Below are 26113 nucleotides of genomic sequence, written 5' to 3'. Positions count from 1 at the left end.
TCAAGCAGAAGACGGCATACGAACTGGTAACCCAATACGCCTCCCTAAACGAAAACGGCAAACCCCGCATCGATGCTGGGGGAACATTCACCCTGGCATGCCCAGAAAAAGCCCCAGAATTCTTCACCGCCCGTCAAAGCCTATTCGATTCCCTAGCCGAAGTGTCTGGGCCGACCTACCAAAACCATCTCCAAGAAGTAAAAAGCCTAATAGAAACCTACCAAGGCGAGCTCGCCGGACAACAAGCAGAAGCATTCTGCGCGTTAAGCGAAGCAGTAGAACAAGCCATAAACAAAGGAAAAACCTCATGATTGAGCAAGCGATAATCCCGATCCCCTCTGACCCAAAACCAGCCCCGCCAGGAAAAACAAAAAACACAGACAATCCCGTAATGGTGATACCCAGAAAAAACACTATGGACATCACCCGCCTCACGCTGCAAGCCCTAAAGCGCCCCCAAATACAAACCGAATAGCGCCGCCTTGTTTGAAGTTTCAATGCCTGCCTTGTGCAGGCATTTCCTATATCCACAATCCCCCACGCTTGTGCTAACCCGTTAACTATTTTGAAAGGACAGCAAGAATTTTGTCTATCAAAACCATTTGGACGCTATTCCAAGGCGCCATCACCGCTATAGGTGCCTGGCTAGGAGCCTTCCTCGGTGGAACCGACTCCCTGCTCTACGCCATCTTAGCCTTCACCATCATCGACTACGCCACCGGAATACTAGCCGCAATCAACGCCCACAAACTATCCAGCTCGGTAGGGTTTCGCGGTATCGCCCGCAAAATCCTAATCTTCGCCCTCATCGGACTAGCCCACCTACTCGATGTCCATATTCTCGGTACCCCCGGAGTGCTACGCACCGCCACCATCTTCTTCTACCTATCCAACGAAGGCATCTCCGTCCTCGAAAACGCTGCACTGTTAGGTCTGCCAATCCCGGGCGGACTAAAACAAGCATTAGACACAATCAAACAAACCGGTCAAAACCAGCCCGCCTTCAAAACCAGCTCAACACCACCGGCTAAGGCGAGCAGCCCAGATAAACACTCCCCGCCCATCCCCCACGCAGGCCAGATTAATCCAGGCAAATATCTGCCCCAACACGCCCTCCCCGACGAAACAGAAAAGCCATGAAAACAATTCTTAAATTCCTGGCACTCCTAGCAGTCTTAACGCTACTTACCGCCGGGATCTGGCTCCTTTTCGCCATATTCCTTTCATGGATACTGACCCCGCTTATCTACCTGATCGCACTTTTTATCCTGGCCACCGGCTAAACCAACCAACAAAGAAACGGAGAACCCAAAATGAAGAACTGGAACACTCTAGAAGCTGACCTGAACCTGCTAATGAACAAACACTTCACCAAAGGCAGACAAGGCCGATCCATCAACAAAATCATCCTGCACCACAACGATGGAAACCTTTCCATACAAGGATGCTGGAACGTATGGCAAACCCGACCCGCCTCCGCGCACTACCAAGTAGAAACCAGTGGCCGCATCGGCCAACTCGTCTGGGACCGCGATACCGCCTGGCACGCGGGAAATTGGGTAGCCAACACCACCTCGATTGGAATCGAACACGCAGACGCATCCACCCACCCCTACCGCATCTCCGATGCCTGCCTAGAAAACGGGGCACACCTGGTCGCCGCCCTGTGTCACTACTACAAGCTAGGCCGACCCTGTTGGGGCAAAAACGTATTCGGACACCGCAACTTTTCCGCAACCGAATGCCCCGCATCCATAGCCGGATCCCAACACGCCGCTTACATGGCCAGAGCCGGCTACTGGTACGACCAAATCAGCGGAAACAAACCCAACCCGCCATCTGCCGGTAAACCAGATATTGAAGCACTAGCCAACGCAGTTATCCGCGGCGAATACGGCAACGGAGACCAGCGACGCGCACGCCTAGGTAGCCTCTACGACGCCGTGCAACGCAGAGTCAACGAAAAACTCGGGACAAGATCTACGCCAGCCGCACCCAATATCGATGCCTTGGCAGACGCCGTGATTCGAGGAGACTACGGCAACGGCGCTACCCGCCGAGCACGCCTGGGAAATCTTTACAACCAGGTACAAGCCCGAGTAAACCAAAAGCTTGGCTGCTGATCCATTAACTATTTTTCGTTTCCGGCCCCGCCACCATCTTCTGTTCGGCAGATGGTGGCGGGGCCTTCTTTGTTTGTAGGGGTGCAGGTTAACTTTCTGATCCTTTCTGGCCTTCTTTCAGGAGGTAGAAACATCGTGACAGTTTTCAATGACACAACAAAAGCTCAAGTGCGTTCTCTACGAAAAGTTGGAATGCCCTTGGCAAAGATCGCTAGTGAGCTTGGACTTAACGTCAATACCGTCAAAAGCTGGTGCCGACGCAACAACATCACACCATCTAGCACCAACAAAACTGTGGTGAGGGTAGCTGACGTGGTGGGCTGCCTGATATGCGGAAGTGAACTAACAATACGCCAATCTCGGTTTTGTAGTCAGTCCTGCCGACGGGCCTGGTGGAAAACCCACCCAGACCAGATCAACCGCAAAGCGTTCTACACCTTTACCTGTGCTCACTGTGCAAAACAATTCACCGCCTATGGAAACGCTAAACGTAAATACTGCTGCCATCCTTGCTACATTAGGCACCGCTTTGGAACCCAAGGTGGGCGCGGGTGAGCGCCATAGATATTGATGCGGAGATCGCGCTCATAAGAACAGTCAACTTTATCGACCAGCTCACCGATAAAGGCACACTAACACCCACAGAAGCACGCAGCGTTCTCGATGTCATAGAAGGTAAATCTAAGACGGCAGTGGGTTCATTGTTATTAAGGGTTCGACTTGATAAACACCAAGATTAGAGCATGTATGGATACAACGCGAAACAGTACGTGACAAGCAACAACAATAAGGGAATACAAGAGTAGATAGCATGGTTAAAACGACGCCACAACTGAAGAAAATTACGGTCAAGCCAGCCAAACCCAGGCTGCTTCGCGTCGGCGCCTATGCCCGTGTCTCTACCGAGCACGACCGTCAGCTTTCCTCCATAGCTGCCCAGGTATCGCATTACTCGCGTCTTATTCAATCCACCCCAGGTTGGGAATATGCCGGGGTATTCATCGATGAAGGAATCACTGGCACCAGCACCAAGAAACGTGAAGGCTTCAACGATCTGATGAACGCCGCTCGCTCGGGACAAATCGACGTGATCCTCACGAAATCAATCTCACGGTTCGCCCGTAACACTCTCGACCTACTCCAAGCTGTACGTGAACTGAAATCCCTCGGTGTAGCTGTAAAGTTCGAACGAGAAAACATAGACACCACCACAGCTGACGGAGAACTCCTACTGACCCTGCTAGGATCATTTGCCCAGGAAGAATCCCGGTCAATATCGCAAAACGTCAAATGGGGAATCCGTAAAAAATACGCCGACGGGCAACTACATTCACGCCAACCCTACGGCTACCGCTACAGCGAAGGCGAACTACACATCATTGACCACGAAGCCACGGTCGTCAAACGGATCTTCAATGAATTTCTAGCAGGAATAAGCCCAGAAAAAACCGCAGCCAGACTAAACATTGAGGGAATCAAACCCCGCTATACAAATAAATTCCAAGGCAAAAGACTACGCACAATACTAGAAAACGAGGTTTACATCGGTAATGCATCACTGCAAAAAACCTACCGCCCCCAGATCGCTAATCACTGCACCAAACCAAACCAAGGCGAGCTACCACGCTTTCTCGTGGAAAACTCCCACGAACCAATTATCGACCACCAAACCTTTAACGCGGTCCAAATAGAACTAGCCAAACGCCGCAAACACGGACGAGCAGCAAGCCCAGGGACAAGCACTAACGCGTTTACTTCCCACATAGTTTGCAGCGTGTGTGGCAAAAAATACCATCGCCGCACGAAAAAACGTGGCAACCGATCCCGGAAAATTTGGTGGTGCGCGACAGCAACCAAAGGAAAAGGTAACCCCTGCCGGGCACCACAACTTCCAGAAACAATACTGAAAACCATCTGCCTGGATCTGCTCGGACTTAAGGATTGGGACGATACGCAAATATTGACCAAACTCGACATAATCACCGTTTTCCCCAATCGCTACCTCACCTTCACGCTAAAAAACCAAAACGAACCAGTAATAGTTGATCTAGCACAATGGAGGAAACCCAGTGACTGCCACCGCAACACCCAGGCGTAAACGAGTTACCGCGATCCCGGCAACCAAAACACTCAGACACAATGCTGACAGTTTTAGCCGCGCAATAAAACGTCGGGTTGCAGCCTACGCGCGGGTCTCCACCGAGCAAGAAGAACAAGCCTCCTCATACGAAGCTCAAATCGACTACTACACCCGCCATATACAATCAAGAACCGACTGGGAATTCGCTGGCATGTACGCTGACGAAGGCATCACCGGCACCAACACCCGACATCGTCAAGGATTCAAAACCATGATCGCCGACGCACTCGCCGGCAAAATCGACCTGATTCTCACCAAGTCCGTATCCCGTTTTGCCCGTAACACCGTCGATACCTTAACTCACGTGCGCCAGTTAAAAGACGCAGGAGTAGAAGTGTACTTCGAGAAAGAAAACATCTGGACCTTGGACTCAAAAGGCGAACTACTCATCACGATCATGTCCAGCCTGGCACAAGAAGAATCACGCTCCATTTCCGAGAACGTAACATGGGGACACCGCAAACGCTTCGCCGACGGAAAAGTCATGGTGCCCTACAAATCCCTACTCGGTTACAAAAAAGGCGACGACGGAAACCTCGCCATCGACCAAACCGAAGCACCAGCCGTGCGCCGTATCTATGCCCGCTTCCTTGAAGGAGCCACGCCGCAGACAATCGCAAAAGAACTCACCACCGACCAGATTCTCACCCCACACGGTAAAAACATCTGGTCAGCCAGCACCATCCGCTCCATCCTTTCCAACGAAAAATACAAAGGCGATGCGCTACTACAAAAAAGCTTCACCACCGACTTCCTGACCAAAACCAAGAAAACCAACGAAGGCGAAGTACCACAATATTACGTGACCGGAAACCATGAGCCAATCATCGAACCCGCTACCTGGGAGATCGTGCAAGCAGAACTAGCACGCAGATCAGGAAAAGGAACCGCCTCCACCCATCCGTTCGCCACCCGGATCAGATGCGCAGATTGTGGCGGCTGGTACGGACGTAAAGTCTGGCACTCAACCAGCAAATACCGCCGCTACATCTGGCGCTGCAACAACAAATACAAGCCCGGCTACCACTGCACAACCCCACACGTCACCGAACAACAAATCAAAGAAGCCTTCGTCCACGCCCTCACCGAACGCGTCAGCAATGATGCCGTGCTCGATGGCGCGATGCAACTACTCGACGACACCGTCTACAACACGACAGAACTCGAAAACCGCCAGACTGAGATCGCTACGCGGATGGAAGAAACCGTAGCGTTAATGAACCAACTCATCACCGAAAACGCCAACACCGCGCACGACCCTGACGAATACGATGCCCGATGGCACCAGCTCGAACAGCGCTACCAACAACAAGAACAAGAACACCAGGCGATCAACGACCAGATAACCGACCTCACCACTCGCCGCGCGCAAGCAGTAGCTATTCACGACTATCTAGTTACGCGGTCACCACTCGAATACAGCAACGAAGCCTGGAACATGCTGGTTATGCAAGCTGCTGTAAAGACCGACGGAACTATCCGCCTCTATTTCAAAGACTGAATCTGAACGACAGCCAGGAGAAAACTGTTGAGTCCTGGCGTGCGGATGCCTCCATATGATATTGGTGAAACCTCAAACAGAAAGGTAAACCAGTGAACATCAATAACATTAGCAATTCTGGAGACGGGAATATTTTTAACCAAAATATCGGGGATACAAATATTTACGGGATGAGTGTTGATGAATTGGCGCAGGAATGGTGGCACAGTAAAAGAGCTGGTAAAGACGCATTTCGTGAGCGAATAAAGACATTTATCATTCAGGCCATTGTCTCAGTAATGTTCATCGGTGTTTTTGCCTTTTTGTCTTGGCGTGCTGGCGCATTTGAAAGCATCAATGCTGCTACTAATTTCGTAATGGAGCTTTCGATCCAAGCGATTGCTTCGCTTCTGGGGCTAGTTGTAGGGGCAATCTCCGGGGGGCTAGCAGTCACCACGATTTCTAGGCGCGACGAAGTTGAGGAATGGGACGCTGCGCACAGAAGGGAAATCTGTCTCTGGATCAGAAAGTGTCGCATTGGAAGAAAGGAATGGAAGGCTGCCTTGAAACGCGCACGGGGTAATAACGCGGATCTTGAATCGCGCGGCTGCTGAGGCTGCACCCAAACCTCACCCGCTGCACCCAAAAACCACGTTGTATCAAAATGAGAGTGAAAGTAACAACGACGACGATGAACGGTGAAGAAACTTGTTTCTTCATTGGTGAAGCGGAGGAAATTGTGCGCAACGCGAAGTGTTGCTAGCACGATAAGCCCTGGCTAACTTGCTTGACGTTGGCCAGGGCTTTTTCTTGTTTTTAAGCCCCTAGCTGCAACAACAGTCAACCACGCCAAGACAAAAATTACTGTCCGTGGTTTCCTTTCCCGGGGCGTTCCTCATTCCATTTAATGATTGTTTCCTTACGCCACCCAGCGACCGAGCGGTCATCAAGACCAATCACTGCATCAGGGGCAGGAAGCATTCCCTTAGCTTTATAAGATGCCGCCGTACCCTTAGTAACACCGATTAGGCGCGCCACATCACGAAGCGCCAAAAAAGTCTCACTCACTGTCTTTAACCCCAGTGTTCAGGTCGTAAAGACATATCCCCATAGCTATGACCCAGACCACCCACATGGTGACTGTTTTCCAGGTGGCTGCCTGTAGGTCAGTGATGGCTAGGTTAGCTCCACCGATAGCGATAAGGCACCCTAAGGTTCCGAGGTTCCCCTTAAACTTTTTCCGGTTCATGGCTCTTTTAGCGGTGTTGGCTGGTAGAATCTGACCTAGGTGGGGTCGAAGTAGCTATTCTCTATTTCGACCCCGCCAGACCTTACCGGCTACTTTTCATCTTTATGGGAGTGATCCCACAAGGCAAGTAGCAGACCGGCTAGGGCTAGTAGGTTGCCCAGGTCAGTTCTATCTATAGTCCTGTAAACGCGCGCTCCCTTTCTTTTTGGCTTCCCCTAACTGGGGCACACCATACCACTACACAGCACGCGTGTTGCATAATGCAAATACCATGAACAGAACCAGGAAATTAAAACAAAACCATTAGACACCTGGTTAATCCAGATGGCGCAGGGCGCTACGTGCCGTAGTATTCGATTTGACCCGTCCAAGCCGCGCTGGGCGCGGATTTCCTTGTGGTAGGAAGACTTTCGCATTTTGCTTAATACTTGCGTCTCATGGATGGATTTCAAAACATACGCCTTTCCCTAATGACTGAGACAAAGAGCGAATCAAATCAGAAATACTATTAGCTTTAACCAATCCCGAGAGAAAACTAGAATATAGTTACCTAAAGAGGACAGATGGTGGGATATTAAAAATTGTTGTTAAAAATGATGAAATAGCAAGCGCATATATTGATGAGAGGTTAACGCATGTTGACTTATTCTGATCTTTATAAGCGAGTTCGACAATATCTGTATGAAAAGTCAGATATATCGGTTCGGACGCTAATAGATGATTACGAGTATGGCGAGGGCGAAGATTTAGATTTTATTGTTTCGCTCGCGTTTGAGCAATATTTCCTCCTACCTTCTTCCCTATGCGACCAGCTATTGGCTTTGCAAGAAGATTACAAAAGAACTAAAGATTTCCCTTTGCCTTTATCAACAACTACGCATCAATATTTGACGGAGAATGACACATGACGCAATATTTACATGCCTTGGGAGCGTTCAAATAGTCAAAACTTGAAAATCGGTTAAAGCCAGTCACATATTTATTATGGCTTGCTTCTCCGTACTGCTTTTGGGTATTAACCCAAAATCCTAATCGATGAACCCCTAGCTCTAGATTCCGACTTCATCGTAGAAGATGCTTGCCAACTCATGTTCAGGCAGGCAAGCCGACCCAAAACCTACCTTTACCGATGATGGGGATGAGTATGATTTTACATCGCGAGGACTAGCAGGTTTTAGTTGCCCAGAGAGGATTATCTTGCCAGTTATCGGGCATGCCAAGGTGGCTTATCGGTAGCGGCTTAGCCTGGGGGTACTTTTCAAGGAGTTTAGGAAGACGAGTTGTGTTCCCTAGGTCTAGGCGAACGAGAAGATACTGGATCAAAGTTAACTGCCCGAAAGTGCGGTTTACTGTATTCGCAATCATGTCCAGTTCGGTATGGCGGCCTTTTCTAGGTAACCGTGGCTTGATGGTGTAAACCCTGTTAAACATGCGTGCGTGATGGGCTGAATAATTACGCAAAATATTTAGCACTTTCAGCCACGAACCGAATTGGGCTGCAGTCAAATCTACGCGAGCCGCGATTGTGTCTCGCACACCGATGGGAGCTAACTGGTACAGGTAAGTCAGCGACCCCCAATCCATTACTTCTACAGCAGCCCAGATAGGAAGCCTGCCACCATACTTTTCATTGTGGTGAGCCACGAAATCTTCACGAGAGGCGCGTAACTCTTTTTCGTAACGTCCCAGCCACTTTAGATACCCGGCAGACGCCCCCTCACCGTCAGATGCTTGTGCTAGCGGCCCGAGAGCATTTGGGTGTAGATGCGCGAAAGTGTCGATGCGGCCGAGTTCGTGTCCAAGCATGGAGCGCACCGAAAGCTCTATCGGGGCAAGACAGGCAAACACAATCTCACGAAGCTTGCAGTCGAACTCATAGACGGCAGTTACATCAGCCAAGGTCGTGCCCTCGATAAAACTATCAGCACGTTTCCCCGGTTCTAGTAGTCTGCGCCATGAATACCAGTATCCCGAAAGACGATAGTAATTCACCTGTTCGAGTAGTCGGCACGCTTCAGAATCAGATTCGATTAGCATGCCGCGTTCGCGCAGCAAAGCTATCTGCTCGCCATGCTTTTTGAACCGCTTGCCTAAAGGAGCATCTAGAGACTGCGGCATCACCAACTCCTACTCGAGCGTAGAAACAATGAGGACCGGCCCTGGACCCTCACGGGCGGAACCGGTCTTGATACCACCAGTCTAAGCGAGAACAACGATAATAACAACCAGTAAACGTCTTGTGCCTGTAGCAAACTCAGCCCGTCTGTGAGCAGAACACAACAGACCAAACGATTAATACTGCCCTAGCACGAGGATTATACGGGCAACATCCCTCTTCTCAGACCCTCTTCTCAGAATAGCGCCAAACGCGAAAGACAGATTTAACGCTCTTGAGATCGGCGGCAATCAAACAGTAACCCTAAGCAGGCATGTCACCAATCCTCTTAACAGGGGTTAACTCCTGGCGGGTTTCTGGCCTTCTTCTGAGAGCTTTTTGCATCAATCGGTGCATTTCATTGTCTATCGGGCTCTCAGAACAGGATCCTTGCCATGGGTAATCAGATTCAAACATTCACCAGCCAGAACTTCGGGAAAAACCGTACCATCAATGAGGCAGATTGTGTCTTGTTTTGTGGTCGCAATATTGCTTCCACACTTGGATATGCGAACCGGCTGTTACCCTAGCTCAAGGCAGTGACGGTACGCAAAACTTTAGCGGCATTTTCCCGGGTCAAGCTTTCGCTAACTGAGATACCCTACCTTTGGTTATCCCCAGGAGAGTTCCGATATCCTCCATAGACAAATTTTTCCCACGCATCACGCTGACCGTTTCCCGGGAAGCGGAAGCAAGCTCTTTGCTAGTCGCCGCCTCTGCCGCACTAGCAGCAGAATATCTGGCAACCAGCTCTGCGAGGCGAGAATCTTTTAAGCAAATAGTCACGTCAAAACTATCGGGACTTTTCGCAGTCAGGAGGGCGGCCGCGTCTTTAACCATATATTCCAGGCGTTTCAAGCTTTTTGCCTGGGTACCAAGTTGGCGACCATCGATCTCAAAAAAAGCAATCCACCATTTACTGTCACGGATAGCCTGTGCCTCGATATTCATTCCGCGCCCCTTTCTGCGTTCCTTATTAATGCCTTAGCCAGCACCTCATTTACTTCCTGGTGCCGAGGAATAACGCTTGTCCATTTCCCGATACTGACGCGCATATGATTTCCTCCTTCGCTAGTGACACGAACTATCGTTTGGAGGTGGCGGGAATACTTTTCCGCAAGGAGCCACACCAATGATGGGGTACCTAGACGCCTGGGATCTGGTTCTTGCCACCATTAGCGAGGCAGGTCGCACTGACCTACTAGAAAATCTTAAAGAGCTGGAAATCCATGATGGTCCCGATCTTGATTTGGCACTTGATTGGGCAAACGCCGCAGGTATTTCCCTATCTGATGAAATAGAGAGAACAGCTCAGGAGTTAGTTGCTGACGGCGATCTGGAACCAGAGGCTCTAGAAGCATTCGAGTAACGACAAACCAACCTATGTGTGCCTTCCCACCCGCCTCTAGGAGGACGAAAATACCGGTTACTGCTCTAGTTCAAGGCAGTGATGGTATGCAAGACTTTTACGGCATTTTCCCGGAACGAATCTGGCTCTAACAGCAGAGACAGGCTGGTAGTACCAGCAAAAGGCAAGTCAAAAAAGTAGCCGGGCTGGCAATAAATACCGAAGTCATTTAAGAGTTTTTCCACCAGCTCGTCCTCGTCAATATGGGAGGGAAAACGCAAGAGTACGTTCCAGCCACCCTGCGGGGGCATCACCGTAACCGGGCTGGACGCATCCTCCCCTACCAAACTTTGCAAGGTGTCCAAGTTGGTGGCGCAACGCCCGCGAGTTCGCGCCAACTGTGACGGTATTTCCTCTAAGAAACCCGGCAGGTGCGCGGCCAAAATATCACTAAAGGGCAAAAACGCGTCCGCAATGATATCTAAACGTGCCTTAGCCTCCCTCACTAATTCTTCAGGCCCCGATACTTCCAGCCAAGCAACCTTCACCCCCGGCGCACACAGATTTTTCGATAACCCATCGAGGGCGAAGGTGAGGATTTCAGGGCAACCGGCGAGACGGTAGCGGGATTCGGGGGCTTCTGGCAAGGGAAAGTCGTAAAACACTTCATCTGCAATCAAGGGCAGATTATTTGCGGCGCAGTATTCTTCCACTCTCTCCCGCTCTCCCCTATCTAAATAGGCACCGGTGGGGTTACCCGGATTGATAACCACTAGGGCACGCGGACGCGGGGAAACACTAGCAGCAGGCAGCGAGAGCGGATCTAGTTCCCAGTTTCGTCCTAGCCAAGCAAAACTATAGGAGGCCACCTGCACATTTTCTAAGTTAGCTAAGGCTTCTATCAGCGGATATCCCGGGGTTGGTGCCAGCACTACTTCGCCAGGATCACACAGCAGTTTCATTAGCCAGCTGTAGCCTTGCGAAGTGGAACTAAGCAGATACAAGTTATCGGGGTCAACCTTGCGCTGATCCCGCTCAGAAAGATAACTGGCGAGGGCGCGACGGGCGGCGCATGACCCACGCGGATCTGCCTGGTAGGGGCTGCTTGATTCTCCCAACCCATGCCGAGTGGGATTCGAGTCAGAGATATTTACCAGTTTCTGCCCCTGGGCGCGCCGTTTCCCCGCCGCCACGGTGATGGCGTTGGGGTCAGAAAGGCTAACTCGCCGCGAAAAATGCATCGCTCCTACTCTATGACGGAGCGTGCCTCCCCCGCATTACCGCTACAGTTTCCGCGTTTACCAAACCCGGGGAATACGAAAATTCAAGGAGGCAACAGCTTTTAAACAGGGCGCTGAACCCCAGCAGGTATTGTTAATAGGTGAGCCTAGTAAGCAGGACCGTCCACTTAACTATTCGCACTAACAGAAACCCGGAAGTTTACTGCCGGTATCTGAAACAGGAGCACATAATGGTAGAAGCAGCAGTAATCCACTTGTAGGAGGAATCATCATGATCGGCGCGATTATCGGGGATGTTATCGGCTCTACCCGGGAGTTCTCACCGGTAGATCGCCGTGATTTTGAGCTGTTTCCTTATGGCGCCAACTACACCGATGATTCCTTAATGACTATCGCTCAGGGAATGGCGTTTTTAAGCTGGCTAAACCTTAAAGATACCGAGCGCACTGAGCAGCGTCTTACCCAGCTCCTGGTGCAACGTATGCAGGAATTAGGGCGACGCTTTCCCGAGCCGATGGGCTCTTACGGAGGCCGTTTTGCGGCTTGGCTAAATGAAGATAATCCCCGCCCCTACAACTCCTGGGGAAACGGCAGCGCCATGCGGGTATCGGCCGCCGCTGAATGCGCGAATAGCCTGGCGGAAGCCCTCGATTTTGCAGAAATAAGTGCGGCAGTCACCCACAATCATCCCGAAGGGATTAAAGGTGCAAAGGCGGTGGCCGCGGCGATCTATTTAGCACGCAATAACCGCAGCAAGCAGGAAATCGAATACTACATTTCAGAGCATTTCTATCCCCTTGAGCAATCGCTAGCCGACATCAAGGCTAATTATCACTTTGATGAATCCTGCCAAGGCACCGTACCCCAAGCTATCAGGGCATTTACGGAATCGATTAGTTTCGAGGACGCTATTCGCAACACCATTTGGTTAGGGGGCGATGCGGACACGATGGGGGCAATCACCGGCGCTATCGCCTGGGCATATTATTCCACCCTGTACGGGATTGATGAACGCATGAAATTTATGGCGCAATCAGCACTCCGCTATTTACCCGAAGACTTACATGCGTACGTGGCCTCTTATGAAGCAAGGTTTGATACCAGTTTCGAGGGTGGGAAACTGGCCGAAAGATCCTGTTTCAGTAGCAGCTGTCAGGAGAAAATATCCCGTTCCACTTCGCGAGCAAAGTAATGTAAAATGAAAACTAACTAATCATTATTGGTTAAACCCGACCAATACCGCTCCTAATCTCGAGGTCTACCATGCGAACTCACACTTTACCGGGACGGATATTAGCCGAGGCAGTGGCGCTGATTCTCACTGCCACCTTAGCAATTGCCTGGGTGGCAGCTCCTGAAAAGATAAACTCCACCTCCGCGCAAGCTGCCGGCCGCACCGTAGTGGAATGCGGCACCAGTTGCGATGAGGCCGCACTGCGGCAATTAATCCAGGACGCCGGCACCACCCCCACCCGGATTGTGATAAGCGGGATGCTCGACACCCTGATTACCTCTACGGTGGTTATACCCAAGGGCGCCGATATTGAACTCGTAAACGGGATCGCTCCTTGGGGAGCAGCCTCCTCTGCCGGTGGCCTGGTACGCGAGGACGGTTTCACCGGAGTCATGGTACAGATCAAAAAGGGCGCCTCCTTAACCTTGGGAAATAACGAGAAAGGCGGAAAGTTTTATCTGCGAAGCCGAGGCCAATGGGTTAAAGGCGGCGGGGAACTGATCTACGACGAAGGCTCACTGACCATTAATAGCGGCACCTATGAGGGCGTACGCAACGGCACCGGTATGCGCTACGGGGCGATTACGGTTAGGGGGAAAGACGCCAAGTTTATCCTCAACGGCGGTAAGGTTACTGACAATAAACGCAAGCTTGGAAGCGCCACCTCTGTACAATCCGGGGCCGCAAATATCGCGATATCCGAGGGCGCCCAATTCGAAATGAATGACGGCGAAGTCAGCTACGGAGAAACTGAGTATGCACATGGCGCCTACGGCGAAGTAGGCGGGATCGGTGTTTTCCAAGGTGGCTCGGTAACCATTAACGGCGGCGAAATCTCCCATAACAAGGGCTGGGCAGGCGGCCTGGAAGGATACGACCTATACGTCGATGCCGCCTCTATGGGGGGCCTACAAAAGGCTTTGGAAACCCGCAACTACATCACCATTAACGGCGGAAAGATCCACGACAATGCAGCCGCCTTCTCTGGGGGCGGCGCGCTCGCATTCGGTAATACGGTAATCACCATGAACGGCGGCCTGATTGATTCCAACTATACCGCCGGCAACGGAGGGGGAATCGGCACCCTCGATCTGTATGCTTGGGGCGCAGACCGCACCTATAAAGAGATTCCCGGAACCGGAAAACAATCGGGAATGACTAAACAAGAGTGGGGTAAGCTCTCCCCCGGCGCCTTTATTTTCAATGGTGGCACCATTTCGAATAATGAAGCATTCCACACCGGTGGCGGAGTGAACGTAGTTTCCAACCAGGTTGAAATCAATAAAGGCCAGATTCTTAACAATACCGCCCACGATCAAGGCGGCGGCATTTACGTAGCCTCGATATCTTTCAGTTTGCATTTGCACGACGTAGTGGTGACAAACAATAAAGCAACCTCCCAAAACGGTATCGAGTCTATGGGTGGCGGTCTCTGGACCTGCCCTACCGGCTCGATTGAGCTACGAATGCATAACGGTGGCGCCGTCTTCGACAATACTGCCGACGGCTTTGGTAACGACCTGGCTCATACCAACCTGGGCACGAGCGGAGCAGCCCCCATCTGGGTATCAGACTATATGCTCGGGGGCGGACGCGTAAGTTATTACTTCGATAATCGCGACCAGCGTTTCGACCCCACATCCTTAAATAAGCCGGAAAAAGAGCGTCCGAAACCGATGCCCTTGAAATACACGAGTATCAACGATCAAGGATTCCAAACTGTAGCCTCAGAGCAAGCTAAAGCCAACGCTTCCTCCGCAGGCAAAGTACTTCTCCAAGGCAATACCGCTCCGCGCGGGGGCGGAATCGGCACTAACGGGGGCGTCATTTTCGGCGAATGGGGCAAAGCACAAGCAACCGTAGAAAAGGATTGGCTCTACACAGAGGAAAAGGAAATCGCTGGTGACGACTCCTCCGCAGGCACCGATAAAACCGACGAGGCGAAACGCCACCCGGCGCGCGCCAGCGATATTCCAGTCAAAGAACTAAAGATGCGGTTTATTCGCAGCACCGATGAGGAATTTACGCTGACCGGGCACGAAGACCAGATTGAAAAGATCGCAGATTTCCAGCTGCACCCCTCTACCAACCCGGAAGAAAATTGGCGGAAGACCTTTAATGACCTGTCAATTATGGACGATAAGGGCAACTTCTACTACTACGGCGTTCAAGAGCTCACTAAACAGGGCAAAGTAATAAAAACCCTACAGTTAAAGCCTTGGCAAACCGTAGAACAAGAAAAAGGTAGAGTACCCGCACGTCCAGCTTTGGATCGTTCCAAAGATTTACCCGAAACCTGGCTGGTAGGCACGGTAGTTAACCCCGTACCTCACCCGGTAGACATTACGGTTAACAAACACTGGTTATGGCAGGATTCCAAAAAACCGGTGCCCGATGCCAAAACCCCAGGGAAAGTCAGTTTTGAACTACTGCAGGCTACCGACGCCAAGTTTAGCGATGCCAAGCCGGTCAAAAAGTTTGACGTCACTAAGGCCGAGGGATGGACTAAGACCCTTAAGGGACTGCCGTTTAGCACCCCGGCCAAGCAGCGCTACTACTACGGGGTACGTGAAATCGGACGAGACGGAACGATTAAAGCGGTTCCCTTCGCTAAGTATGAAAGCGAAACCGGAAAGATTAAGACGGATAAAGACGGAGTAATCCGCCGGGAAGTAACGGTAGTAAATACCGTGCCGGTGAACCCGCCACCCACTCCCCCAGAAGAAATTACTAAGACCGGTACTCCGGTAGCTTGGTTAGCGCTACTGGCCACGGTAATCATCGGGTCTGGCGTGCTCATCAAACGCCGCCGGCAAGAGTAGGTAACCTCTAGCCTCTCTGGGAGGGATAACGCCAGTTCGTTACCCCTCCCAGATTTTTTATTTTTGAGTTTCCCAAAGTATCGAAAGTCCCCTCTCGTAACCTAAACCTGATTGTGCTTTCTCCCCCATCTTTAATATTCATCGGTAAGTAAGTGCCAAATGACGCGTTTTGTGACAACCTAGAACCATGGAAATTTGGCCAGGGAAACCGTATCCGCTCGGCGCTACCTATGACGGTGCCGGGGTAAACTTTGCAGTATTTAGCGAGGTAGCAACCAAAGTTTATCTTTGTTTAATTGCAGAAGATGGTAGCGAAGAGCGCATTGAGCTCCGCGAAGTAGACCACCACGTATGGCATTGCTATATTCCGGGACTGCGAGATGAGCAGCGTTATGGTTTCCGGGTAGAAGGCCCTTACGATCCGGAACAAGGACACCGCTGTGATATTAACAAGTTCCTTCTGGATCCTTATGCGAAGGCCACCGATGGGACTGTGGGAGCCAAGCAGTCACTATATTCCTATGACTGGAACGATCCCAGCCAGCCTAACCATGATGACTCCTTACCCGATATGGCGGTTTCAGTGGTAACTACCCCTTATTTCGATTGGGGAAATGACCGCCCTCCCGGACATGAGCTTCATAAGTTAGTAATTTACGAGGCACACGTAAAAGGCTTCACCAAGTTAAATGAACAGATCCCCGAGAAAGAACGCGGCACCTATGCGGGAATCGCAAACCCGGTGACTATCGAATACCTGAAAGAATTGGGAGTAAATGCCGTTGAACTGATGCCGGTGCACCAGTTCGTAAACGACTCCACCCTGCAAGAACGCGGCCTGTCGAACTATTGGGGGTATAACACCATTAGCTTTTTTGCTCCCCATGCCCAATATCGCTCCCAAGACGTGGTTGATGGACAGGTTCAAGAGTTCAAACAAATGGTGAAGAACCTGCATCAGGCAGGGATCGAAGTAATTCTGGATGTGGTCTATAACCACACCGCTGAAGGCAACCATATGGGGCCGACCCTATCCTTCAAGGGGATAGATAACGCCTCCTATTACCGCCTAGTAGAGGACGATAAAGCCCACTATTTTGACACTACCGGAACCGGAAACTCGCTACTAATGCGCTCTCCGGCGGTACTGCAACTGATTATGGATTCTTTGCGGTATTGGGCAATCGAGATGCACGTAGATGGTTTCCGTTTCGACCTCGCCTCTACCCTGGCGCGCGAGCTGCACGACGTAGATAAGCTTTCCGCATTTTTCGATATCATCCACCAAGATCCGGTTCTTTCCCAGCTGAAACTGATTGCCGAGCCTTGGGACGTGGGTGATGGCGGCTACCAGGTGGGGGGTTTCCCCTCAATGTGGAGTGAATGGAACGGCAAATACCGCGACACTGTTCGCGATTTTTGGCGCGGAAACTACGCTACCCTACCCGAGTTTGCCTCTCGTTTTTGCGGTAGCGCAGACCTCTATGAGCAAAGTGGCCGCCGGCCGAATGCCTCTATCAACTTCGTAACCGCCCATGATGGTTTCACGATGCGTGACCTAGTTTCCTACAACGAAAAGCATAACGAAGCTAACGGTGAGGACGGAGGCGACGGGGAATCCCACAACCGCTCCTGGAATTGCGGGGTGGAAGGCCCCACCGATGATCAGCAGGTAGATAAGCTGCGGGCGCGTCAGCACCGGAACTTCCTAACTACCCTGTTCCTATCCCAAGGGGTACCCATGCTACTGATGGGAGATGAGGTGGCGCGTACCCAAAAAGGAAATAACAACACCTATTGTCAAGACAATGAACTCTCCTGGATGGATTGGTCTTTCGAGGAAGCCGAAGAGGACGACTACCGCCTCCGCCTCCTAGAGTTCACCAAACATCTGATTAAGTTCCGTAATGATCACCCAGTATTCCATCGTCGCCGTTTCTTTGCGGGCGCACCCTCTCGCGGCGGGCAATCCGATCTGGGCGAGATCAACTGGTTTGCTCCCAATGGGCAAAAGATGACCGAAGAAGCCTGGAGCAACGAAGAAGCACGCTCTCTGATGATTTTCTTAAACGGGGAAGCGATTCGCGAACCTGATTCTCGCGGGCAACGCATCGTTGACGATTCTTTCTTGCTGCTCTTCAATGCCGACCCCGAGGCTTGCACCTTCCAGATACCGGAAGGCCACGGCTCCGGCTGGAAAATCGCAATCTCCACTATGGAAGACCTTCCCGACAGCGATACCGAAAAGGAAATCGAATATGGAGCTAATGACCAACTCGAGCTGCTTGACCGCTCGGTAGTGGTACTTATCCGCGAAGTAGCGGAGGAATAAGGAGAACCTCGATGAACAGTCAGCATCCCCACCTGCCCGCTCAGGGAAAACATGTCCCTACCAGCACTTATCGTCTACAGCTGAGTAAAGATTTTACATTTAAGGATGCACGCGAACACCTGGGATACTGGCGAAACCTGGGAATCACCGATCTATTCCTCTCCCCCATTTTACAAGCGGTTCCCGGATCCATGCATGGCTATGACGTAGTAGACCACACCCACATTTCTAAAGAACTTGGTGGGCGCGCCCAGTTTGAAGAACTCGCCGATGCCGCCCACCATGAAGGATTAGGACTGGTAGTAGACCTGGTTCCTAACCATATGGCGGTACCGACTCCAGTATGGATTAACCGCCCTATGTGGTCAGTGCTCAAGAGGGGAAAAGAATCCCCCTATGCTCACTGGTTCGATATCGATATTGACCAACCGATTCTGATGCCCGTCCTCGGAAAACGAATCGGGCAAGTATTAGCTGACCAAGAGCTCAAGCTAGAACAAATGGTGATTCCTACGGAGCCCGAACGGGGCGAGCAATGGATTCTGCGCTACTATGACCACTATTTCCCGGTGGCTCAGGGTACCGAGTCCCTGCCGCTAGAGGTACTGGTAGAACGACAACACTACCGTCTGGCACATTGGAAAGTAGCTGATGAAGAGCTTAACTATCGCCGGTTCTTCGATGTCGATACCCTAGCAGCCCTGCGGGTGGAAGAACGCGACGTGTTTGACTCTACCCACGCCTTACTCCTAGAACTGTTCAACGCCGGCTATATCGATGCTTTCCGGGTTGACCATCCCGACGGACTAGCCGACCCGGCAGGCTATTTCCACTGGCTATCTCAGGCCACTGGAGGCGCTTGGATTGCGGCAGAAAAGATTCTCGAGGACGCCGAACGGCTACCTAGTGACTGGCCTATTGCCGGCACTACCGGTTACGACACTTCCTGGCGGCTAACCGCTCTGCAAGTAGATCCGCGGGCATCCTTACCGCTGGGAACCCTAATGCAGACTTTAACGGCAGATTCGCCCTCGTCCTATCCCCAAATGCAACGCGAATCCAAAGCCCAGATTATCGACACCTCCCTGGCAGCGGAAGTCCGCCGTATCGGACAGTTAGTATGGAAAATCTGTCAAAATGATTTCCGTTTGCGCGATTACACCTTCCGCTCCCTGGTTGATTGTTTGCGAGAACTGATTATCGAAATGCCTTGCTACCGTGCCTATGTGACGGTTGGGAATCCTGCCCCCGCACTCTCAAGAGAAATCGTAGAGACAGCAGCGCGGCGAGCACTACGCTACCTGAATCCCGAACATGCTGACACTATGGCGGTGGTAGTTGCCCTGGTGCTTGGGGATGAAACCGGATCTGCAGCTTTGAAAGTAAGCGACCTGGATCGGCAAGAATTTTTGGTGCGTTTCCAACAGGTCTGCGGCGCAGTCATGGCCAAAGGAGTAGAAGACACCACTTTCTATCGCTGGACTCACCTGCTGTGCCTAAATGAAGTAGGTTCTAACCCGCAAGCTTTCGGGATTTCTGCCGATAACCTGCATCTATTTGCGCGCGATATTCAAACTAACTGGCCAGCTACCATGACCACTAACTCTACCCACGACACTAAACGCTGTGAAGACGTGCGGATGCGGCTGGCCATTATCAGCCAGTACCCCACGCTTTGGGCACAAATTGTTTCCGAACTGCGGGATGTTACTCAGCCTTACCGTCCTAATGAACTGGATGGACGCAGCGAAAATATGCTGTGGCAAACCCTGATCGGTACTTGGGATGATGACGGAGCGATCTCCTCTGAGCGGCTGCGCCAATATTTAGTAAAAGCGATTAGGGAACAAAAATCTTGGACTACCTGGACTGCTCCGGATGAGACCCGAGAAAACGAGCTCCTTGATTATGCCGACCAGATTATATGCGACCCCAAGGTAGCTGATATTGTTTCTCGCTGGCACGGCGAAACCGGGCAAGCTACCCGCCACACCATCGTAGCTAATAAGGCTTTACAACTAACCATGCCGGGAGTAGCCGACGTTTATCAAGGCTCAGAAATCACCCAAACATCGTTGGTGGATCCCGATAATCGTCGCCCCGTTGATTTCACTGCGCTAGCGCAAAGACTTTCCCATCTGGATCAAGAAGGCTTAGATCATGCGGCAGACCCGGCGCTAGATGATTTGAAACTCAACCTTACGGCAGCAATCTTGCGGCTACGGCGCCGCCGCCCCGAGTGCTTCGTATCTGCTACCGCCACTTATGAGGCACTCGCCCTCTCTACTGGTTACGCGGTAGCGTTTGCGCGCGGAACTGCACGTGAAGGTGCGCAAATCGTAACTATTGCTCGTCGTCTTTCCGGGGTACTTTCCCGATATCAGGGAGATTTCCGCCCTGAGCATACCGTGGTTCTGCCCGAGGGATCCTGGAAAGATATTAGCTCAAATGAGGTTTTCCCCGGGGGAATGCAAAGCTTGGAAGAGCTGCTATTTAAGCGGGGCGCACGGATACTGGAGCGGGTGGAATAGATGGATTTAAACCCTTCGGATCTAGATTATGAAGGCTTGCCACCCTGGGAGCTTAAAGCCGGATGCGGACGAGTACCGCTGTGGGCACCGGACAAAAAACAGGTAAACCTGCTGGTAGGATCACCACAGAATCCGCGAAAAACCGCAATGGTGCAATACGGTTCCTGGTGGCTCGCTCCGCGACCGCTACCCAACGGCACTACCTATGCCTTTGAGGTAGAGGGAAATGGCCCGTTCCCTGATCCCCGGGCGCGTACCTATGTTCCCGGCAGTGAACTTTGGGGGAAGACTGCCGATATTTCCGCTATTAAACATACCTCGAGCTGGCAACCCGATGGAAAACTTTTGGGTAAGGTCTGGTATGAGCTGCATATCGGAACTTTCACCGCCCAGGGAACTCTGCGAGCAGCCATAGAAAAACTCCCCTATCTGGCAGATTTGGGAGTCGAAGTCATCGAACTGATGCCAATCGCGGTTTTCCCTGGCCAGCGCGGTTGGGGCTATGACGGGGTGGGCCTGTACGCCCTTTTCAATCCCTACGGTACCCCGGAAGATCTGGTGGCTTTTATCGATGCGGCACACAACCTGGGAATCGCAGTTGCCCAAGACTTGGTCTTGAATCATTTGGGTTCTTCCGGAAATTATTTAAGTCAGTTTGCTCCTTATTTTTCTAGCCGCCACGAAACTCCCTGGGGTGATGGTTACAACCTAGATGGCTCTGATAGCGGCCCGGTAAGGGATTTCTTAATTGGGGCGGCTGTGGCTTTACTGGCTGACTATGGGTTTGACGGACTGCGGCTAGATGCGGTTCATGAAATCCAAGATGATTCTGAGCTGCATCTTTTAGCGGAGCTTTCCCAAGAAGTTCACAACCTTTCGGAAGAGCTAGGCAGACCGCTTACTTTGGTGGCCGAATCTGACCTCAACGATGCCCGCATGGTTACCGCGGTTGATGAGGGCGGATACGGGATGGATGGCCAATGGGATGACGATATCCACCACGGTATTCACGTCGCTTTTACCGGCGAAACCCAAGGTTACTACGAAGATTTTGCCGATCCCGCGGCGCTAAGCAAGATTTATTCGCAAGTGTTTTACCATAACGGCACTTACTCGAGTTTCCGAGGGAAAAATTGGGGGGCTCCAGTTCCGACAGATATGGAACCAAACCGCTTCTTTGGGTTTGCGTCCAACCATGACCAGGTAGGTAACCGAGCTTTAGGGGATCGCCCCAGCGAGAAACTTTCCCCCGGGTTACTGGCTGGTCAAGCAGCCTTGATTCTAGCCTCCCCGTTTACGCCGATGCTGTTTCAAGGAGAAGAATGGGGCAGCCGTTCGCGCTTCCAATTCTTCACTGACTATGCGGATGAAGGAATTGGGAAAGCGGTAGATCAGGGTAGGAAACGCGAGTTCGCCTCCCATGATTGGGAGAAAATTTACGATGGCGAAGTGGAAGTGCCTTCTCCGCAAGCGCTTTCTACTTTCCTTAACTCTAAGCTGCTGTGGCAGGAGCTTTCTGAGGTCGAGCATAAAAAGATGCTCGCCTGGTATCGACACTTAATCGCGCTGCGTCGCGAAGGCATCTTTGCTGATTTTATTGCTCTTGAGCGCCAGCGAAAACTGCTGATACTCAAGGCAGAGCGCGCTCGGGTAATAGTGAATTTGCATCGCAAGCCCGTTAGCATCAGCGAGATAGTCGCGCAGCTGACGCCAGGAAACTATTTATCGTTTACTAACGGGAGACTGGAGAATCCTCCCGCAAAAATCCTAGGTGAAGATACCCTGCTAATAATTGCTTAGCTCCTTGGCACGATCTTGTCTTTGAGGGGCTCTTGTATATTCCTTAGCGGTCTGCCCGGCCACGCCAGGTGAGCTAGGGCTGGGTTAAGGCAGCAGTATCTAGGGAGCGGGTTTCCCCCTCGCGGAATTTAGCGATCGGGTAATTACGGTGATACTTTCTCCAATGATTCTCCCGGGCAATCATCACGTAAGCGAATCGTTTCAGACCGCGGACACTAAATCCAAAGTCTGGCCGATAGAACAGGGGGTCATGATTTTTCTTCTGCCGGTACAGGGTCTGGATCTTCTTGCCCATCTGTTTATCTACATACCGCAGCACTAACCGTTTGGGCAGAATCGAATAGTAGACTCGCTTTCCTAAACGTTGCGGGGAGACCTTTTTCCCTTCGACTACGTCCTCGACAAAAAACCTCATAGGATTCATCCCCGCCGAGGTGTTGTAATAGGAGTTCCGTCCAATGCGGGGATTAACTTCGAAGCAATAGGCAATCCCCGTGCGCGAATCTACCTTAAAGTCAAAGTTGGCGAAGCCATGCCAGCCCACTCCCTTTAGGAAGCTACTTACCTGTTCATAGAGGCGGGGATAGGGTTCGGTAATCATCGCCACCGGGTTACCGAGAGCAGTCGGCGAATGGTCTTCTAATAGCACCTGGGCAGATCCCAGCATAGTTACCCGAGCGTTTTGATCAACGTAGGCAGTCACCGAGAGATTAAAGCTATCGTTGCCTTCCACCCGGGGCTGCAGTACGAAGCGGCGGGCACGCGGATTGTTGTGAGTGTGTTGATAAAGATTGGCGAGTAAGTTTTGAGCTTCCTCTTTATTGGAAACCGTATAGACTTTCGCTTTGCCGGGCCATTTAAGGCGCTCATAACCAGCGCTGGTAGCCGGTTTAATAATCCAAGGAAAGGGCTGATTTATCTGCTCAAGTTTAGCTAGTTCGTCCTCTAGAGAACCGGAAAAATCAATTTCCAAAGTTTTGGGAACATTCAATCCATGCTGGGCAGCTAGCAGCGGAAACTTTACTTTATCGGAGGTATCCTTCATTACCTGTAAGGAGGGGAAGGCGAACGCATAATGTTTCCGTAGCTCTTCTTCGCGCCGGACGATGTCACGTACATTGGAATCAATATTTGCAATCAGTAACAGTTTTTTTCCTGGATATTCTTTTTGCAGTTCGGGACCAAGTGCTAGCAACCCATCGATTAACGGCATATCCGAGTCCGGATTAGGCAACGCATGGGGGTCGACTACGCGAGTATCAATAATGCCGGAAAACATGATGGGCCCCAGAACCTGGGTAGTGACGATGGTAGGTTTTACTTTCCACCTCTCATGGAAGGAGACCGCTAGCGCATAGGTTCCGATATCGGTACCTAAAATAACCGGTTGAAACCCTATATCCTGATGTTTTTCCACAGTGCCTCCCTAAGATTTGAGCCACTCAATGCTATCAAATCTTGCTCCCTGTCCCGGAAGGCACCCGAATCTTACTGACAATAAGCTGCTTGTACAATTGCAATACCGAGGCAAGGAGCCAACTGTCCCAACCGGGAAATTGGCAGGTTTACAGCTAGGTCGGCTGATTATCGGCGTGGCAGTGACTTTAGGAGAGGTTTCCTGCCTACGCTGAAATGGTGAATCAAAAGACGCCTGCAGAGTTTACCAATGCTCTGTTCACCTTGCGGGAAGCCGCCTATGATTCTCACGTTACGGTCAGTGAGATTTCGGCGCCGCAGGGAATTGCGCCTTTTGCTGCCGCTATCCGTATGGATTGTGAATCTTTGGAGACGAATCCTCATAGCGGCGGGTCGGGGCGGCTAGTGATTCTTTATGATCCCCAGGAACAACCCGGGTGGCAAGGACGATTCCGGCTAGTAACGATGCTAGGTGCGCATGTAGATGTAGATTTAGTTACCGAACCGCTGGCTGACCAGGTTTGTTGGTCATGGTTTACCGATTTCTTAACCCAGGCAGATGCCAGTTTTTTCCAGGCTGCCGGATCAGTTACCCGCTCCCATTCTGCCAGCTTTGGCGAGTTAAAAAAACGCTCTGAATCCGCTGAAATGGAGCTGCGTGCCTCCTGGACACCTCTAGATAATGACCTGGCGCCCCACGCGGGCGCGATATCGCGGCTATTAGCTATGATGTCGGGTTATTCGGTGGAAGTTAGCGCCGGAATCTCTCGCCTAGGGCAGGTAAAGCTGGTATGAGCGAAACTCTTTACCGTCCCCGGCTGGGGTCGGTTCCCCTAACCGATAAACAGCAGCAATACCGGGACTGTTTGCGAGAATACCGCACCCCCGGACAGTACGTGGCTTTTGATACTGAACGCGCCAGCGGTATCCGCTACCTGGACAAGGCCTATTTAATTCAGGCTAAAGGACAGAGCGCTCCCCTGGTTTTACTTGATCCTCTGGCTCTGGATGACCTATCAGACTTCAATAAGGCCTGCAAAAACACTACCTGGGTGCTACACGCCGCCAAAGAAGACCTTGAATGTATGGAGTGGGCAGGTTTAGTGGCACCGCGTCTATTCGATACTCAAATCGCAGCGAAGCTATTGGGATATGAACACGTGGGATTGGGGGCAGTTACCGAGGACGTGCTAGGGGTAAAACTAGCCAAGAACCATACTCGGGAAAACTGGTCATTGCGTCCCCTCAAACAATCGTGGCTCGATTATGCGGCTCTGGATGTGGAATACCTGGTGGAGCTGGCCATAGCGCTAAAAGAGCGCTTGGAAGCAGCAGGTCGTTTATCTTGGGCGCAACAAGAGTTCTCCTATATATTAGCCAACTACCATCGTCCGCGTAGTAGCGAACCTTGGCGGCATTTAAAAGGTGCTGGTAAAGCCCGTTCTCCTCGCCAGCTCGGCTTGCTGCGGGAGCTTTACAATAAGCGCGATGAAATAGCGCGCGAAGCAGATTTAGCCCCCCATCGGGTTCTACCTAACCGCGACCTCGTAGATTTGGTCTTACAGCCCCCTGCTTCCTACCAAGAGTTATCCCGCCGTTCATTTATGAAGCGGCGGCAACTACGACGCCATGCCCGGCGTTGGTGGCAGGCAATAAAGAAAGTTCGATCCTTACCTAGTGAGCAGCTACCAGGCAAAGCGCCGCTGCGTAAGCTGCATGAAATAAGGGCCATCGCTACCTGGGAGAAAATCGATCCCGCGCGTGCCCAGCTTTACCGCCTATTTAAAGAGGACGTATCCACCTGGGCTCAGGAAAATCATATTTGGGCAGAATGCGCGCTTTCTCCTAGCGCCATCCGGCAGGTAGCTGCCTATTGGGAAAAATCAGATGATACCGCAACTCTATTAGAGGCAGCTGCTGCCAGAAGCTGGCAAAAAGAGATCTTCCTCCCCCGCCTTGAGGAAATCTGCGCTCATTGGACTAAAAAATAGCAAGTTCAAAGTTGTTGTAGCCGGAAATAATACCCATTCCGTGGCTAGCTGCATTGAAGTTAATTAAAAATATAGAAAGGCAGGGCACAAAAACTTTAACCAGCTTCTGTACCCTGCCTTTTTAATGTGGTTGTGGTGGTTTCTTACTCTCCCGCGCTCGTTGGGGCGTAGTACCATCAGCGTTGCCTAGCTTAGCTTCCAGGTTCGGGATGGGGCTGGGCGTGTCCTAGGCGCTATGACCACCACAAGAT

Annotated in this window: 21 protein-coding genes and 1 rRNA gene; 15 read left to right on the top strand and 7 right to left on the bottom strand. The window is 51.4% G+C overall.

Annotation, left to right across the window (positions count from 1 at the left end; all coding sequences use genetic code 11):
• Positions 1-585 precede the first annotated feature (585 nt).
• The 7 genes from RDM26_RS05615 (at position 586) to RDM26_RS05590 (ending at position 6357) form a co-directional block, all read left to right on the top strand.
• Positions 586-1140: a holin family protein gene (locus tag RDM26_RS05615; RefSeq protein WP_374041820.1), complete on the top strand. Its 555-nt coding sequence runs from the start codon at positions 586-588 to the stop codon at positions 1138-1140.
• A gap of 173 nt (positions 1141-1313) precedes the next feature.
• Positions 1314-2123 (top strand): N-acetylmuramoyl-L-alanine amidase, encoded by an 810-nt coding sequence (locus RDM26_RS05610; RefSeq protein ID WP_307738025.1) that lies wholly within the window; start codon positions 1314-1316, stop codon positions 2121-2123.
• Between the two features lie 51 nt (positions 2124-2174).
• A complete protein-coding gene (locus tag RDM26_RS08410; RefSeq protein WP_374041819.1) occupies positions 2175-2678 on the top strand; it encodes an RNA polymerase subunit sigma-70 in 504 nt (167 codons plus the stop codon).
• Complete coding sequence (locus tag RDM26_RS05605) at positions 2675-2863, top strand: AsnC family transcriptional regulator (protein ID WP_307738024.1); 189 nt, start codon at positions 2675-2677, stop codon at positions 2861-2863. The genes RDM26_RS08410 and RDM26_RS05605 overlap by 4 nt, the downstream gene beginning before the upstream one ends.
• Positions 2864-2934: 71 nt before the next feature.
• Positions 2935-4221 (top strand): recombinase family protein, encoded by a 1287-nt coding sequence (locus RDM26_RS05600; RefSeq protein ID WP_307738023.1) that lies wholly within the window; start codon positions 2935-2937, stop codon positions 4219-4221.
• Positions 4193-5764 (top strand): recombinase family protein, encoded by a 1572-nt coding sequence (locus RDM26_RS05595; protein ID WP_307738022.1) that lies wholly within the window; start codon positions 4193-4195, stop codon positions 5762-5764. Before RDM26_RS05600 ends, RDM26_RS05595 begins: the two co-directional genes overlap by 29 nt.
• 92 nt (positions 5765-5856) lie before the next feature.
• Positions 5857-6357: a hypothetical protein gene (locus RDM26_RS05590; protein WP_307738021.1), complete on the top strand. Its 501-nt coding sequence runs from the start codon at positions 5857-5859 to the stop codon at positions 6355-6357.
• A 247-nt stretch (positions 6358-6604) separates the two neighbouring features.
• Here the strand turns inward: RDM26_RS05590 and RDM26_RS05585 are convergent, their stop codons facing one another.
• The 4 genes from RDM26_RS05585 to RDM26_RS05570 form a co-directional block, all read right to left on the bottom strand.
• Entirely contained in the window at positions 6605-6811 is a 207-nt protein-coding gene (locus tag RDM26_RS05585; RefSeq protein WP_307738020.1) for a transcriptional regulator, read from the bottom strand.
• Positions 6804-6992 carry a hypothetical protein gene (locus RDM26_RS05580; RefSeq protein ID WP_307738019.1) on the bottom strand — a complete coding sequence of 63 codons (189 nt, stop codon included), beginning with the start codon at positions 6990-6992 and terminating at the stop codon, positions 6804-6806. The genes RDM26_RS05585 and RDM26_RS05580 overlap by 8 nt, the downstream gene beginning before the upstream one ends.
• Positions 6993-8156: 1164 nt before the next feature.
• On the bottom strand, positions 8157-9110 hold the full coding sequence (locus tag RDM26_RS05575) for an Abi family protein (RefSeq protein WP_307738018.1): 954 nt from the start codon (positions 9108-9110) through the stop codon (positions 8157-8159).
• A gap of 613 nt (positions 9111-9723) precedes the next feature.
• A complete protein-coding gene (locus RDM26_RS05570; RefSeq protein WP_307738017.1) occupies positions 9724-10098 on the bottom strand; it encodes a hypothetical protein in 375 nt (124 codons plus the stop codon).
• A gap of 181 nt (positions 10099-10279) precedes the next feature.
• On the opposite strand from RDM26_RS05570, the gene RDM26_RS05565 reads away from it, so the two are divergent.
• A complete protein-coding gene (locus tag RDM26_RS05565) occupies positions 10280-10516 on the top strand; it encodes a hypothetical protein (protein WP_307738016.1) in 237 nt (78 codons plus the stop codon).
• Positions 10517-10581: 65 nt separating this feature from the next.
• Here the strand turns inward: RDM26_RS05565 and RDM26_RS05560 are convergent, their stop codons facing one another.
• Positions 10582-11736, bottom strand: a complete 1155-nt coding sequence (locus RDM26_RS05560; protein ID WP_307738015.1) for an aminotransferase class I/II-fold pyridoxal phosphate-dependent enzyme — start codon at positions 11734-11736, stop codon at positions 10582-10584.
• Between the two features lie 271 nt (positions 11737-12007).
• On the opposite strand from RDM26_RS05560, the gene RDM26_RS05555 reads away from it, so the two are divergent.
• The 5 genes from RDM26_RS05555 to treZ all read left to right on the top strand — a co-directional run bounded on the left by RDM26_RS05555 (position 12008) and on the right by treZ (position 22455).
• Positions 12008-12928: an ADP-ribosylglycohydrolase family protein gene (locus RDM26_RS05555; RefSeq protein WP_307738014.1), complete on the top strand. Its 921-nt coding sequence runs from the start codon at positions 12008-12010 to the stop codon at positions 12926-12928.
• A 71-nt stretch (positions 12929-12999) separates the two neighbouring features.
• Positions 13000-15792 carry a Cna B-type domain-containing protein gene (locus RDM26_RS05550; protein ID WP_307738013.1) on the top strand — a complete coding sequence of 931 codons (2793 nt, stop codon included), beginning with the start codon at positions 13000-13002 and terminating at the stop codon, positions 15790-15792.
• 187 nt (positions 15793-15979) lie between these two features.
• Positions 15980-18124 (top strand): glycogen debranching protein GlgX, encoded by a 2145-nt coding sequence (glgX, locus tag RDM26_RS05545; protein WP_307738012.1) that lies wholly within the window; start codon positions 15980-15982, stop codon positions 18122-18124.
• A gap of 11 nt (positions 18125-18135) precedes the next feature.
• A complete protein-coding gene (treY, locus tag RDM26_RS05540; RefSeq protein WP_307738011.1) occupies positions 18136-20655 on the top strand; it encodes a malto-oligosyltrehalose synthase in 2520 nt (839 codons plus the stop codon).
• Positions 20656-22455, top strand: coding sequence for a malto-oligosyltrehalose trehalohydrolase (gene treZ, locus RDM26_RS05535; RefSeq protein WP_307738010.1), 1800 nt, complete (start codon positions 20656-20658; stop codon positions 22453-22455).
• A 73-nt stretch (positions 22456-22528) separates the two neighbouring features.
• Here treZ and RDM26_RS05530 read toward each other — a convergent pair whose 3' ends face one another.
• Positions 22529-23872: a carboxylate--amine ligase gene (locus RDM26_RS05530; RefSeq protein ID WP_307738009.1), complete on the bottom strand. Its 1344-nt coding sequence runs from the start codon at positions 23870-23872 to the stop codon at positions 22529-22531.
• A 218-nt stretch (positions 23873-24090) separates the two neighbouring features.
• Between RDM26_RS05530 and RDM26_RS05525 the strand changes: the two genes are divergently transcribed.
• Positions 24091-24666: a DUF3000 family protein gene (locus RDM26_RS05525; RefSeq protein ID WP_307738008.1), complete on the top strand. Its 576-nt coding sequence runs from the start codon at positions 24091-24093 to the stop codon at positions 24664-24666.
• Positions 24663-25862 carry an HRDC domain-containing protein gene (locus RDM26_RS05520; protein WP_307738007.1) on the top strand — a complete coding sequence of 400 codons (1200 nt, stop codon included), beginning with the start codon at positions 24663-24665 and terminating at the stop codon, positions 25860-25862. The genes RDM26_RS05525 and RDM26_RS05520 overlap by 4 nt, the downstream gene beginning before the upstream one ends.
• 130 nt (positions 25863-25992) lie before the next feature.
• Here RDM26_RS05520 and rrf read toward each other — a convergent pair.
• Positions 25993-26109, bottom strand: a 5S ribosomal RNA gene (gene rrf, locus RDM26_RS05515).
• Positions 26110-26113: the final 4 nt, after the last annotated feature.

It is taken from the genome of uncultured Varibaculum sp., assembly GCF_902489465.1.
GTDB lineage: Bacteria > Actinomycetota > Actinomycetes > Actinomycetales > Actinomycetaceae > Varibaculum.
This window is presented reverse-complemented; position numbering and strand designations above follow the sequence as displayed.

Coding starts and splice junctions, on each gene's coding strand:
- RDM26_RS05610 (WP_307738025.1), top strand. CDS start 1,314: ATGAAGAACTGGAACACTCTAGAAGCTGACCTGAACCTGCTAATGAAC.
- RDM26_RS08410 (WP_374041819.1), top strand. CDS start 2,175: ATGGTGGCGGGGCCTTCTTTGTTTGTAGGGGTGCAGGTTAACTTTCTG.
- RDM26_RS05600 (WP_307738023.1), top strand. CDS start 2,935: ATGGTTAAAACGACGCCACAACTGAAGAAAATTACGGTCAAGCCAGCC.
- RDM26_RS05580 (WP_307738019.1), bottom strand. CDS start 6,992: ATGAACCGGAAAAAGTTTAAGGGGAACCTCGGAACCTTAGGGTGCCTT.
- RDM26_RS05575 (WP_307738018.1), bottom strand. CDS start 9,110: ATGCCGCAGTCTCTAGATGCTCCTTTAGGCAAGCGGTTCAAAAAGCAT.
- RDM26_RS05570 (WP_307738017.1), bottom strand. CDS start 10,098: ATGAATATCGAGGCACAGGCTATCCGTGACAGTAAATGGTGGATTGCT.
- RDM26_RS05565 (WP_307738016.1), top strand. CDS start 10,280: ATGATGGGGTACCTAGACGCCTGGGATCTGGTTCTTGCCACCATTAGC.
- RDM26_RS05560 (WP_307738015.1), bottom strand. CDS start 11,736: ATGCATTTTTCGCGGCGAGTTAGCCTTTCTGACCCCAACGCCATCACC.
- RDM26_RS05555 (WP_307738014.1), top strand. CDS start 12,008: ATGATCGGCGCGATTATCGGGGATGTTATCGGCTCTACCCGGGAGTTC.
- RDM26_RS05550 (WP_307738013.1), top strand. CDS start 13,000: ATGCGAACTCACACTTTACCGGGACGGATATTAGCCGAGGCAGTGGCG.
- glgX (WP_307738012.1), top strand. CDS start 15,980: ATGGAAATTTGGCCAGGGAAACCGTATCCGCTCGGCGCTACCTATGAC.
- treY (WP_307738011.1), top strand. CDS start 18,136: ATGAACAGTCAGCATCCCCACCTGCCCGCTCAGGGAAAACATGTCCCT.
- treZ (WP_307738010.1), top strand. CDS start 20,656: ATGGATTTAAACCCTTCGGATCTAGATTATGAAGGCTTGCCACCCTGG.
- RDM26_RS05520 (WP_307738007.1), top strand. CDS start 24,663: ATGAGCGAAACTCTTTACCGTCCCCGGCTGGGGTCGGTTCCCCTAACC.